Raw genomic sequence first — 14335 nt, 5'->3', positions numbered from 1 at the left:
AAATAGACTATGATTGATTGTTCTCTGAGCCTATACCAACAAGACGGAAATAACCTTTTCTTGCATCACCATCAACTATTAACTCTTCGAGTAAATCCGGTAATGACATATCACTCCAACGAACGACCTGCTCAATGGCATAAGCCATCGGAGAATGGGGTTCTGTTTTTTTAAAAAAATCAGCGATCATTTTCAGGTTTTTAATCGCCTCTTGCCGTGTCTCCAATTGCACGCTAATTCCAGAGACTGAAGATAAATCAGTTTGTGATTCGCTATTATTAACGTCAACTATAGGATCCGTTGAAGGCAAAGCTTTTAGTTTATCTTCGGCTAAATATGTCACTGCATTAAGACAGGCTTGTAATCGCTTGGTGATTTGGGAACTAGGCAATGGATAACCGCACGCGTCATCCATTAATTTCACCAGATCACTATACGCTTGAATCGCTGCTTCTATATCTTGATGAAGTTGACGATAAAATGTCGGCTCAGACATTTTAACTTCTTCTTCAAGTGCTTGAAGATCAACCCCCCCCATATCAATGCGATATTTTTTCTTCTCCGCATCTAAGCGATCGATCTCTAATGCTTGTTCATACTCCCACAATGAGTATGCCTGTTCGCCATGATTCTCAGTCAACGGCACACAGGCAATCGGCATCAATAAGGTCCCTTCTCCTTCAACACCATTTAATCCGACCAATGGAGCAATTCGTGTCTCGATCCCATCTTCATCGGGCATCGGATATACATCATCCCAAAAGTTCTCAATTAAGATCGCTGCGGTTTTAAAGCCAATCTCAAGCCCCCGAAAACCACAGTTACGAACCAAAGCTTCGATAAACCACGCCGTGAGTTCCAGATCCTTACACTCTGTCGTCAATAACAATGGTACTTGTTCGAGAATTTCATGCCACTGATGTGAATAATTAAATAGTGGTTCATTATCCACCAATGCTCGCCGCTCTGCCGCCCTTGCAGTATTTCTTACATCCTTTAACGTAAAATACGCAGAATAAGGTGAAGTATCACTACGCGGATCATTTCCTGATGAATTTTCCTCTGATATCGGTGATTTCAACGCTTCAAAATCAATAATATCCATATTTATCATCCATCGTCCCTTAGCAATAAATCTAATCCATACACAATAAATCTGATATGCTTCGCAAAACTAACATATTTCAAACTGTCAGACCTATTTTTAAATTTGGCTTTCTCTTTACCACTTCTTAAATTTGGCACAATATCATTCTTAAAAGTAAGACAATAGTATTTATATGCTTACTATTATACTCCTCGCCATAAGAAGAAAATAAGGTCTTTAGGTAAATAACGCGAGTGACACGCCATTTTATCAACATGGATTATAAACTTTTCATAATGCTATATAATGGGGATTACATCGATTAGTACAATCTGTCTAACACTTTCCTCCCTTAAATATTGGTATTGTGAAATCACTCGTATTTTGGTTTTCTCTATTTACCAGATCCAACTTCGTCGCTTTAACCAGCACACTTGTAACATTATCCGCCGCACCACGAACCAACGCAGAATGCATCAATGCCATGCCTGCATCTGAAACACTGGGAGCTTGCAGGCAATGAGCAAGGTGGTTATCAGGCAATTCCTTGGTTAAGCCGTCGGAACACAACAAAAACAAATCTCCCCACTGCAACTGACCTACAACAGAATCAATCACTACATCAGCCCCTACACCAACAGCTCGTGTAATAACATTTGCCAACGGGTGATTCTCTGCCTCAGCCTCAGCAATGAGTCCTTGTTCAACCATGTCCATCACTTGGCTGTGGTCACGTGTTTTCTGTTCGAGTTGACCATGGCGGAACAAATAAAGACGACTATCCCCTACCCATAAGACGTGGTATTCGCCACCCTTCACGAAAAGTAATACTGCTGTCGTACCTATTGTCTCCCCTTTAAAATAACGCTGGGAATAATCATAGATTTGTCTATTGGCATCTTGAAGTGCGCGTCCTAAATACTCCACGGTCAATGATTTTATCGGTAACGCTCTAATATACTGACGAACGATATCGACCAGCATCTGGCTAGCTACATCTCCAGATTTATGCCCTCCCATCCCATCAGCTACTACCCAAACCCCTTCATTGGGGCAATCTAGAAATGCATCTTCGTTATAAGTACGAACTTTTCCTGTATGGCTCTGAGAAAAAGAGAAAAAATGCCAGTTAGCTGCTTTCGTCGGCATTACCATCCCCATTGCTCCCAATTACCATCAAGCATAGCTGCAAACTGGCTAATTAAAGGCAAACCACTTGTCACTAAGGTCGCACTTTTCATTCTTTCCGAACCTGCAGTCCACCAGATACAATAACGATCAAACTGTGTTTTGTAAGCCAAATGAAGCAAATCGCAAGCCTGTACGTGTTCCTCTCCAAGCAATACAATTTGATTGCCCATCCCTGCTTCTGTCTTCACGGCCGAATTTGGATTGTTAACAAGATCAGATAAAAGATCTGTATTTTTCAAGTTCTCTAACCACTGAATTAAATCCATATCATCATCTAATAGTTGCAGCACTAAATCTTCGGCATTCTCACTCCACTGCCGAGATTGCCAATATGCAACCGGGGGATTTTCGACACTTGTAGCCAATGTAAAATAGTAATGCCGACCAACGTTATCAATACTTGGCATCAAAGTACCTACCATTCCACTATCACCACAGACTCCCGGAGACAATGAAAAATGCCAAACGGGACTGGTTAGATAACATTCCAACCATTGCTCACCAAGTTGCTCACGGCTCACTGCCTGTACAGCCTGTAGCCATTCATTCCAAGGGTCAAGGAAGTCAAGTGGTAAATGGTCCTGAATAAAGTCCCCTCGCACTGGTACTTTTCCGAAATATCCAAATTGTGCCGCTACAATGTCATTGGGCATGAAAATCTCTCTATATCTCTCAACCAGAATGGATGTACAACACTATTCGGTAACAACTGCACCGTTGCTCGATTTCCTTTCAGTTCAACTTCTACCATTTTATCTTTTCGCGTTTTTGACCTTTTACGCGCTGCTTCTTCCAGCAAACGGAAAAGTCCCCAACTACCTTTATATGTCTTGGTAATAGCATGCCCTGATTGCGGTGGCGTAAATACTAATCGTACCTGTGCAGTCTGACTCGTATCCGGCCACGAGAACGATGACACTCGAGTGGGACCGTGGCGATAAATCATAGCTTGAGGACCAAATTCGAACCGAAAATTACTAATATGTTGATCCAAAAATACCGTTTTCAAACCAAACTCAACATGTGGAACCTTACTGCCTGGTTCAAAAAATGCCTCACGAATACGTTGAGCCTGTTTGAATAATTGTAGCGACGTTTCGCTAACCCCTACATTCTTGGTAAAACGCCATTGCCCTTTCGATGTATCAACAAACGGTTCTAGATATGTAATAAAGAAATTATCTAATATGCCGCCATATCCAAAGAAACGGCCAAAATCCTTGATCTTTACATCCCTTTTAGAACGACGATTAAATGGGTATTTTCCCTTAATAGACTTTTTGTACTCGCTAACAACAGCATCTTGCCAAATTGTATTCAGATGTACTTTAGACCCTTGCTTAGCCAATTTGGTCGTTTGTTTTTTTAGTTCCCCCAACCATTGATTGAAAGGAGCGGGTATTACATCACCGACTTGCGACAAATTAGCATCCAAATCGTCGTGACTTGTTTCACCAAGCAAACTCTTGTAGGCAACTCTGTCGTTATCCCCCGTTGAATTCAATTTCGCCAAATAGTTATGCAATAATGTTAATGATTCATTCAGCGCATTAAATTCCACGTCACCTATCGCTAAAATATCAGCAAACTCTTCTTCTATCTGAGCCCCCGGCAAAGCCGATTCAAGCTCCGGCATCTCCGATGGTAAGTAACGAGTAATACGTGTTTTTTTCTGTTGCATAGCAACACCAGCAGCGTGGCCAGCTACCTCACCAGCTGCTTTAGCTTCTTCACTTATAGGTAATTCGGTCAAACGCAGCTGTTTTTGAATACTGACAATCAAGCTCTGCAACGGTCTTTCTGACCCTGACAAAACCTTCATCTGATATAAGCCCTCTGCTGCACTGCTATACGGCACAAGCTGTATATCCCCTATCAATTGATTCCAATAATAAATATAATCTCGATAATATTTATCATTAACCGCCGTCATGACCTCCTGCTTAGTTGCTTCACCCAGTTGCAACTTATCGCCATATACCCAACTATCTTCCATCAATCGCTTAACAATACGCTTGTTTTCTAGCTGAAAGACACTATGGAAACCGGTATAAGTGTATAAGCCTGCGATCCCATCACTTAATGATTTACCACTTAAACGCTGAAACACTGTCTGACTTTGTGAACCCAAAATATCGGTCAGTCTATAATCAGGAATATGACTATCCATAAAGTCCATTTTCAATCGTTGATAAGCCCGTTCAGCCAACGGCATTTGTGTTAGCACTCCACGAGCTAGCTCAACGGCATCATCATCTTGCTGTACGCCAACAATCCCTAATTCTAATAAATTAGTAGTATGTCCCATCAAGGACTGACGTATCGGCTCATTAATTTCCCCGGGATATGTCCGTTCGAAATACAATGCAAACCAACTCAGTACCTGTTCTTCCTCATAGTGAGAATGATCGAACAGCATCAAATATGTTTTCAGCGTCTCATACAAATATTCTAAATAGGCACTATTTTCTTTCATGTCTTGTTGGAGTGCATGAATCAAATAAGGAGCAAAGAAACCTTGTAGCCCACGCTCGTATGCCGCTCGAGCTGGCTGACCTATTTTATCCCCCTGATACAAACCAACGTGTTTAACTGCATCTGAATCCAGCATTTTCCCGTTATAACCTGCTGGCAAATCTTCTAACAAATCTAGTGCATTCGCCAACGTAATCACATCTGTTTTACTCGTCAGCTCCGGAGTCACAACCTGCTTATATTGCGCAACAGCAATAGCTGCCTCATCAACCAAGTCTTTATTCCATTTATAACTCGTCAGCCACAATCCCCCCATTATGCCCATCAAGACACAACATCCACCCAGCACTCCGCGTTTTAACCATAAATTTTGCTTTTGATGATGGCGATTGACGGTACCTATATACTGCTCAGGGAAGATCACATCCTCAAACAAACGTTTAATAAAAAAACCTTTACTCTCACTTCCCGGTTGTTTCAATGGCACAGAACCTAACCCCAAACCTCCTGCCATTTCTGTCATCACGCGATCAATAGGCACCCCTTCCTGTGTTGCACTCGCAATATAAACACCACGTAACATCGGTGCTTCTTCAAATGAATTAGGTGAGAAAATCTCTTTGAGGAAATCATCTGCTGCAGCTTGAATCAACCTAAGCTGTTTGGGAAACTCATAAATCAACGTCCGCTTATCGATATCCCGAGTGTGCTGCATACGCTCATTCATTCGGCCAACCAACCGCTCAAGCAAATGATGGAATTCCTTATTGAACATTCCAACAACCCCACGTTCAGGATCATCAGCTTGTTCCGGAAAGGTTATCCCCCACACTTGTTCTCGCTGTTCTGCACTTAGATCCGCAAAATACTCACTAAATCCCGCAACAAGATCGGCTTTGGTCATAATGACATAAACTGGAAAATGCATGCCCAGTTGGTTTTTCAACTCTTGGATACGGTGCTTGATTGCACGGGCATGAAGATTTCTTTCTGTACGAGTTTGCGTTAGTAAACTAACAAGACTTACGGTCACAATTGCGCCATTAATCGGCCTGCGGGTACGGTGCTTTTTAAGCAAACCAAGAAAACCAAACCACGCTTTGGAATCTTGCTCTCGGTTACTATCTTGTGTGGTATAACGCCCTGCCGTATCAATTAATACAGCCTGATTAGTAAACCACCAATCACAATGACGAGTGCCACCAACACCAGCTAACGGATCATCACCTAACTTATCTTTTAACGGAAATTCTAAGCCAGAATTATGCAATGCTGTCGTTTTCCCCGTTCCAGGGGGGCCAATAAGGATATACCAAGGTAATTGATAGACGCTTTTCCCTCGTTTAAGAACTGAACCATTTAACACCGTAAGCGCCTGTACAATACGCGTACGTAGTGTTTCAATTTCACGCTGGGTCGCCTCATTTAACAAAGAGGCCTCATCATTGCCATCTAACAGTGTTTTTACTGCTTTAGCATTCTGATGCTTATTTCTTGCCTGATGAGCAATATTGATCGCGCCCCATAACAAGGTAAGCACTAATAGCACAACAAGCCGAGATACTTCACTGACTAACGGCTCAGTCCCTGCAATCGCAATTAACGGGCCACCAAACCAAATCAATAATGATATAGCAAAGAGCCCAACTAGAGACACTACCCACCTCGAACAGAGAACAGGTCCAATGCGCTTAACAAAATTATTCTTGAACATTGCTTATCCCTATTCCCTTATTTCAATATAAGTAAATCTATTTCAACCCGGCGATTACGCGCCCGATTTTCTTGACTATTATTTTCATTCCTAGGTTTTGATTCGCCTAAACCTTCCGGCCATAAACGTCCATGCAAATCTGTCCCCATCGCCATAGTGTTAGCAACTGCCGTTGCACGAGCGAGCGATAGATGCCAATTCGATGGATATTTACTCGTAAATATCGGAGTATCATCAGTATGCCCCGCGATTAGAATACGCCCTTCTGTCGATTCTAATGCGCGAGCTATTTTAGACAGCACTGGTAATAAGGCTTCCTGAACCTCCGCACTACCCGATGAAAATAACTCACTGGATTTCAAAATAATACGTACACGATCAGGCAGATCTACCAACTCAATTGTGCCTCGCGCTACCTCACTCTGTAACAGCTGTTGCAACCGTATCGAGGCAGGCGCAATTGAACCGGGTTGTAACTGTTCTTGAGCCTCCCATCTTGCAAGAGTATTAAGTTGATTAAAAACTTTATTTGAATACTCATTAATGTGATAGCTAAATGCCATATAAATGCCCAATACAAACACCAATAACATTGATAGAATCACCCATAGCGGCACTTCGTTGCGTGGTTCAGTACCGTGTAGTACTCCATTTTTCCAACCTGGCGAAAGTTCTTGTTCTGGATCTCCGGTCAAGCTAACTAAAGCTTGATATGCCTGCTCCCGATAATCTTCGAACTTATCCATACCACGCTCGATCACCCGCATCTTGCCAACAAAACCTAAAGACATACACAAGTATTGCAACTCAAGTAAATGCTGATTGGAACGTGGATCGGCAAGTGCTGAATCTAAAAGAGTATAGAAATATTCACCACCAAACGTTTCGCTATGAAATGTCGATAAGAGGCTTTCCGTCGACCAAAGAGACTGCCCCCCCCAAAATGTATTCAACACGGTTTCATCAATAAACGAACACAAACAATACCGCGCTGCTTCAATTTTTTCAGCGCTTACCGACTGCGCCCGCAACCGCGTTTCAAATTCACGTACTCTATCAATGCAGCTTTGCTGCAAAAACGCGACATCGCTATGATAAGTTGTACTACGAATCTGCCCCACCATAGAGAGTAAATAACTCGCCTCTTCTATTAATGGATTTTGACCTAACGGTGGCAATCTATGTGCTTGACCACCACTATTGCTCTTCGCCAACACAAGAGTCTGATCCGAAGGCTTAATCGAAGGATTAACTGCACGCTTATCCTCTTCTGTCTTACCTCGAATTCCGGGGCGGGGTTTTATTAGCGTTGACTCAGACATAGCCATCAATCCTTGATTCACTCATCATTATTATTTATTTATCACCCACAATTGCATATCCAAGTCTGGGTATTTCCCTGACAAGTGTAAGGCGATGCCACCACTTGCGCTTAACCGATGCCAGTAATCATTTGTTTTATCTAGTTGAAAATAATGATACCCCGCATGATAAGGAATTTGACGAGGCGCGACAGGTAATGCTGTTGTCGCGATACCTGGTAACTGGTTATTCACCAAATCGCGAATATGCTCTACCGGGCCTATTTTCACCTGGGCAGGGAACCTGCGACGCAATTCGTCTGGATGTAGATCTGCTTTCACAGCTAATACGAAAGTTGACCGCTCTAGCAATACTTTATCCGCGACAGCCGCAATACGGATACCGAACTTCGTTGCCTCAATAGGTAACTGTATTGCCGTTTGCTCAAGTACTGCACTCATAAACTGATTCAGCACAACCATGATATTTCCGAACACCACCGTTAGGTCATCATGCAGATATACGGGAAGTTCAGGCGGGCGTTTATTTTCAGTTGAGAATGTTGACAATTCCCCGGCCATTGAGAACAATTGGCGGCACAGTGCTTCTGGATGTAGTCCTTCCGACATATCAAAATGACACAGCACAGGTTCATAACGATTCAGTATCTGTAACATCAGAAAATCAGCTATTGAACTTGCGGTACCTTGTCCTTGACTCAAGCGACTGGCTATGGTGTCAGCACGCAGCTTAACCATCCCCCGTAACTCAGTAATAAAACGCTTGATAACAGGATTTTTCTGCACATTCAAACAAGGCGGTATATATTTTTCATCGAGAATAACCCGGCCTTCATCCGTCACCTCATGTATACGAGCAATCGGCAACGTAATGTAGCCGGATAAACTCTCGCTAGCGAGTTTTAGTACTACAGCTAACTGTGAGAGTTGCAAGACTTCCGTTGCATCCGTCCCAATAGCAGAGTCCGCCACTTCATGATCATCAAACCAATACCGCGTTATCTGAGAACTTCCAGGGGCGCTAATGTTTACGTCACCAGCTTTATCGGCAGGGATAGCCAGATAAACTAGCTGATCATGCACGCTTTTATCCAACTGTAATGCTTGCGGTAACTTCTCACGTTTCGGGCTAACAACCGAGCTGCCATCAGGCATAATGGCCGCGACTTTACTCAAACCAATTTGCCCATGCTTAAGCAAAGTGTCATCTAACTGTAGCTCGTTAACTCCCCAAAGATATGACGATATCTGACTCACAACTTGAGTCAGTTCATATAATTGAAAACGTTCTTGCTGCTGAAAATGCTGAGGACGCAAAAACATCCCTTCACACCAGGCAACTCGGCTAAAATCACTCATTTTTACATTCCCGAAAAGTGATACTAATAATTAAGGATTATCAACAAATACGGCTAGCTCACCAATAACCAAATCATAGGTCTTGTAATCAGTCATATCTATTTCAATTACTTCTCGCCAACGAGCATTTTCAATATCTCGATAAGCAACTAAAATTCCCGCATAGCGAATACCTGGTGTCAAATTAATTTCATACTGATAGTTAGACCCGGGCAAAAACTCAAACTCATTTGTTTCAATAAGATCTGGGCCTAAAACCTTATTGGGATCATCGTAAATAGAAAAAAAATCTTGATTATCAAATAATGTCCGTGATGACAATGAAAATACTTTAACTACAACTGGAGATGCTCGTCCATTCAAATCAGGATTAACATCTTCTGTTATTTCAAACTTTACACTTGTATAAGGTGATACAACATAATTCGCAACAGTACAACCGCTAAGAATTATTGACACCACAACAAACATAATTATTCGTAATACCATTTCGACTTTACCCCTTAACTTTGTGAGACTTTAAATGGGCCTCATAGGCTTTAACAAAATCATCCAAATAAAATGATTGGCTTGCGCTTTGTAAATCTTCATTTAATCGCTGGTACATCGCTTCATAATTAGCCCAATTCTGGGCCTTAGAACGTGCAGGGTTCAAACGTCCCCAAAAGGCTTGTTCTTCCGTTTTCATTGCGATTGATTCAGGGGCAAGGAGCTTCATCATACCGCTTACCGTACCATCAAGCCCCGCTAACAACGCTTGCTCATGGCTATCTAGATCAGAAAATGCTTCTTTTATCGCCCTACCTGCAGGTAAAAAACTGGCACTTTTACGATTAAATAAGTTATGAATGGCATCCTCAAGAGAAGCAGAAAACTTCAGCGGATTATTTTCTTGACGTTTAAAAAGAGTTTGATTTAAACGGTTACTTTGTTTGAATTCAGTCCGATGATGTAAGGCATCCATCAAACCAGTCATTAAATATTGCATAGAAGTGCCTAGCTCAAACCACCACCGCTCATCATGCTCGGAAGGAACCATCGTATTGCTGATCCCCAAACCCTGAATAAAAGCCTGAATAGCTTGTTCTGAAGTATTCGAACTCAATGTTGTCATAGATGCTACAGGCTGACTTGCAGGAGAATCTTTAATCTTTATTTCGTCAGTTCGTTGTTGACTTCCATTTCGGGAACCTACAACTTCACTCGAAATAGCTGCTGGTTCAGAGACTTCTGTGGCTTGTGGCTGAATATTAGACGTTGGCTCAACAAGTAAATTAGCACTCCAGTTTTCAGGGATTGCCAACTCTTCATTGTGATGAGAATGAACACTCCTTGGAGCAATAAAGCTATCTTCAATATTGCTAGAAATAATAGCTGATGGGGCGTCCTTCTCTGATGACGTAGATACATTAGATGCCAGCGTATCAATCTCTGCCTCTTCCTGTTGGTTTACAGGCGTTGCCATCGGAGTAGGATCTAATTGACGGGTAGAAATACCAAAGTCCCATTCTTCAGGTACAATTGGGCTACTTTTACTATTGGATTCATTTTTTTCTATCCCTCTATGATCATTGAATAAATCGCTATCCTCTGAAAGAACGTCTCCATTTAGGGTTCCACTTTCTCTAATTGATACTTCAAACTCATATTCACCAAATGCAAAAAAATCACCATCCCTAAATGTATGTGAGCTATCCTTTCCCAATGGAGTAACGGAGCGATTTATAAACACACCATTAGTTGATATATCGGTAATAGTAAACCCATGAGATCCACAATCAATTCGTGCATGCATACTGGAAATAACACGCTCATGATCAGGTAAACACCAGTCACACTGCGGAGATCGGCCAATAACATACCCTTTTGGCATATCATGCTCATGCATTAAAAATGATTTTTCTACTTCTAAGTCAGACGTAAAGCGGTGGTAACTCACGATTGAGAGTGTTAATTCCATAACCAACATAATCCATTTTGCGATTTATATACCTAGAGAAATACCAATAAACCCGCCTTGAAACACAACAAAATAAGTAAGCCCAATAAAATAATAATGAAACACTCAATAAGCTCACATGCCGCGTATAATTAGGGCAAGAGTATGTTAAAAATACAACTCTAAAATATCAATAAGAAAACGATATCCAGAATTAAATTCTCCAGCTCACATCATGGAAATGACAAGATTTCTTTGCATTTGATGCTAATATTTTTGTGACTGACCGCAATCTCATCTTCTTACTCTATATTTCATATAAAAATCTTGGTACTTAAGCATTGTCATTGCAACGTTATTGATAGTTGGAGTTAAAATCTGAATGGACGACCATAAACATAACCAATCCAAACACTCTTCTGAAAACAATTCGGATTCGGTCAACCAGCATGAAAGTGACTTGGAATCTTCAGATAAAACGCTACTTAAAATACCGTCAGATCATACTGAGCCCCATCTCGATGCTGAATTGAACGCAAAAGCTTCGCATTCTGACATTAACGGTATTGAAGGAAAAATCATCAAAGGTCGATACAAGATTGAAGCCCTTATCGGTCATGGTGGTATGTGCAATGTTTATCGGGCTACTGACCTACTTCTCCAGGCGGCTGGTTCAAACTCCGCTACCGTAGCTATCAAGCTTCTTCAGGAGGAATTTCTCAATCAACCTGATGCAGCTAAGAGTCTAATCAGAGAAGCACAGAAAACCCAACAACTTAGCCATCCTAATATTATCCGAGTGTATAACTTTGGCGTTGAAAAAAATGCACATTATTTAGTGATGGAATATATTGATGGTGAAACTCTTGAAGAAGTCATTCAACGCTCACGGCCAAGTGGACTGAGCTTCAGCAAAGCCATGAGTATCCTCAATCAAGTGATTTCTGCGCTAACTTACGCTCACGAGCAAGGTGTTATTCACGCTGATTTAAAACCCAGCAACATCATGCTCACCCGTAAAGGTGAAATAAAGATTTTTGATTTTGGTGTATCAAGAGCTTTGAAACTCAATGCAGATTACTATGCAGCAGAAATACAAGACGAAACTAATGCCTTGAGTGGATATACGCCAACCTACGCATCACCAAATTTACTTCTCGGCGAAAAACCAGAGCTCAAAGATGACATTTTTGCATTTAGCTGTATTGCCTATGAACTACTCACTAGCCTCCACCCATTCCAACGTAAGCCTGCTGACAAAGCACAAAAAGAAAATATGTCAGCAAGCAAACCAAAACACCTAAATAGCCAACAATGGCGTACACTTCGCTGCGGTCTTGAGTTTCAGGCAGCAAAGCGAATCAACAGTTTTCCTGAATTTCATCAAAAACTTCACAAACGTACATGGCCTGTGGTTACCTCACTGGTTAGCGCATGCTGCCTTGCCGGCGTAGTTGGCTATGGTTTCTGGCAAAAAAATATCGAAATTACTCAATTACAAACAAAACTTACTCATATTGAACAAGAGTTACTAGCAGATAATCAACTATCTCAGCTTCCTGCCTCAGAGCTAATAAATACTATAGCTTTGCTGCCTGAAGAAAAAACAATACTTAAAGAAGGCCTATTACGCTATCAACAACCTCAGATTCTCGCATTATATGAAAAACGTATTAATGCCATACTTAATCAGCGTGATAGCCGGTTTCCTAATTATTATGCTGTTGAGCAGGAACTCATCTCTGCTCAATCTCTCTATCCTGATTCACAGCAACTGAGTACTCTTTCTGAAAGCATTACGCAAAGTTGGCAATCAACCATTGATATGCTTGAGGATAGACTTAATAAACTCCTAGAAAAAGGTCTCTATTTCCCTCAAGAAAATGGCGATGATATTGAATTACTATTAAGTGATTTACGTTCGCTAAACAAAGACTACATTGTAGATCCTAGTCAAGAAGCTCAAAAAATTTATACCACCACTCTTAACCGTGCCACTGACTCTCTTAATTCAGCAAAAATAGATTACCTTCTTGGGGTAGGTAGGACATTCTTCTCTGATAGCGAACAGCAAAAAGAATTGCTTGCATCCGCGAGTGCCTTAAAAAAATCAATACAGAAAATGGATGACTACCATACCACTGTTGAAAAAGATGAAACAACACCATATCCATACGAAGCGGCCACAGTTTTCTATAACAACCAATTTAAACAGTTTGACAATATCCTCAAAAAAATCACGACTACAAGAAGACTGGCGAAACTAAACAAAGAAGTTAATACGCTAGCAAAATCATTACCGGAAGATTTTTCACCTCTGGTTCAAATTCGTCTTTCAATGGCAAGCCGGTACCTTAAGTTTTCTGACAGCTTCTTACGTTTAGGAAAAAGACGCTCAGCTAATGAAGCTATGAAAGAAGCTAACGAGCTATTTGCTCAAGTTGAAAATGCAAAAAAAATAAACTGACCACTTTATTAAATAAAAACATAGATAAAGATCAGTCATATAAAGCACAAATGGTAAGGACGCTGAGTGTGAATATTGAACATGCGTTTGCTAATGCAAAATCTAACCAGACATTGCTGGTTAGTCCTGTAGGTTTATGTTTTGTTATCACTCCGGCAAGTCGCCCTCTTGAGGGCGACCCTAACCTTGCCAAAACGCAATTCAGAAATAAATATTGGGCAAGACATCTGCTGATATCACATTCCAACCGATGGGGTTATCGCTTCGACCTACTCAAACTCTATCATCAACTTCATCCAACACCTTTGCAAAATCATAGAACACGGGAAGATATGGTTAACGAGCTCAGCGAACGTATCGCTCATGGTGAATTTCTTGTCTATAGTGTGCATAACTTTATATCCCCACCTTTGATGTGACCAATGCTAATGTTCCTATAACCAGTACCATAACAAATACTGTTAATTAAGAGAGGACAGCCTGTTTCTAAGCTATTCGTGAATTCAGGCTCAACGCTCACATGCATCTCTTCGGTTCCCACCATTCTTAAAGCTGACGATGAACGGATGGTAAAGGAAGAAACTTTACTTTCCCCACATCTCATCAGTGAGTCCGCAAGATTTGAGTTGCTAACATCATCATAGTCAGTGCGGACTTTTAATGACTTTGGTACTAATTATAATTCCACCACTATTACCGACTTAGATAAGTGCTTCGCCACATAACCAAGAGCCATAAACTGCGCTTATAACAATTATCAACAGCACTAATTAGTTTAATT

At 41.2% G+C, this 14335-nt stretch carries 10 protein-coding genes; 2 read left to right on the top strand and 8 right to left on the bottom strand.

Going from position 1 to position 14335, the window contains the following annotated elements; translation table 11 throughout:
- Positions 1-7 precede the first annotated feature (7 nt).
- From tssA to tagH, 8 genes are all read right to left on the bottom strand, one after another.
- Complete coding sequence (tssA, locus tag ABT56_RS18150; RefSeq protein WP_053062553.1) at positions 8-1105, bottom strand: type VI secretion system protein TssA; 1098 nt, start codon at positions 1103-1105, stop codon at positions 8-10.
- Positions 1106-1423: 318 nt separating this feature from the next.
- On the bottom strand, positions 1424-2236 hold the full coding sequence (locus tag ABT56_RS18145; RefSeq protein WP_157037900.1) for a PP2C family protein-serine/threonine phosphatase: 813 nt from the start codon (positions 2234-2236) through the stop codon (positions 1424-1426).
- Complete coding sequence (tagF, locus tag ABT56_RS18140) at positions 2236-2931, bottom strand: type VI secretion system-associated protein TagF (RefSeq protein WP_047880318.1); 696 nt, start codon at positions 2929-2931, stop codon at positions 2236-2238. The genes ABT56_RS18145 and tagF overlap by 1 nt, the downstream gene beginning before the upstream one ends.
- Positions 2913-6467, bottom strand: a complete 3555-nt coding sequence (gene tssM, locus ABT56_RS18135) for a type VI secretion system membrane subunit TssM (protein WP_047880317.1) — start codon at positions 6465-6467, stop codon at positions 2913-2915. The genes tagF and tssM overlap by 19 nt, the downstream gene beginning before the upstream one ends.
- A 17-nt stretch (positions 6468-6484) precedes the next feature.
- Positions 6485-7789 (bottom strand): type VI secretion system protein TssL, long form, encoded by a 1305-nt coding sequence (tssL, locus tag ABT56_RS18130; RefSeq protein WP_047880316.1) that lies wholly within the window; start codon positions 7787-7789, stop codon positions 6485-6487.
- Positions 7790-7819: 30 nt separating this feature from the next.
- Positions 7820-9148 carry a type VI secretion system baseplate subunit TssK gene (gene tssK / locus ABT56_RS18125; protein WP_047880315.1) on the bottom strand — a complete coding sequence of 443 codons (1329 nt, stop codon included), beginning with the start codon at positions 9146-9148 and terminating at the stop codon, positions 7820-7822.
- Positions 9149-9178: 30 nt separating this feature from the next.
- Positions 9179-9619 carry a type VI secretion system lipoprotein TssJ gene (tssJ, locus tag ABT56_RS18120; RefSeq protein WP_240478353.1) on the bottom strand — a complete coding sequence of 147 codons (441 nt, stop codon included), beginning with the start codon at positions 9617-9619 and terminating at the stop codon, positions 9179-9181.
- A 25-nt stretch (positions 9620-9644) separates the two neighbouring features.
- Positions 9645-11108, bottom strand: a complete 1464-nt coding sequence (gene tagH, locus ABT56_RS23345) for a type VI secretion system-associated FHA domain protein TagH (protein ID WP_053062548.1) — start codon at positions 11106-11108, stop codon at positions 9645-9647.
- A gap of 361 nt (positions 11109-11469) precedes the next feature.
- Between tagH and ABT56_RS18110 the strand changes: the two genes are divergently transcribed.
- Positions 11470-13554, top strand: coding sequence for a serine/threonine-protein kinase (locus tag ABT56_RS18110; protein WP_053062547.1), 2085 nt, complete (start codon positions 11470-11472; stop codon positions 13552-13554).
- A 68-nt stretch (positions 13555-13622) separates the two neighbouring features.
- The gene (locus ABT56_RS24035) at positions 13623-13973 is read left to right on the top strand and encodes a hypothetical protein (protein ID WP_157037899.1); all 351 of its coding nucleotides are present in this window, start codon (positions 13623-13625) and stop codon (positions 13971-13973) included.
- The last annotated feature ends 362 nt before the right edge of the window (positions 13974-14335 follow it).

It is taken from the genome of Photobacterium aquae (assembly GCF_001029445.1).
GTDB lineage: Bacteria > Pseudomonadota > Gammaproteobacteria > Enterobacterales > Vibrionaceae > Photobacterium > Photobacterium aquae.
This window is presented reverse-complemented; position numbering and strand designations above follow the sequence as displayed.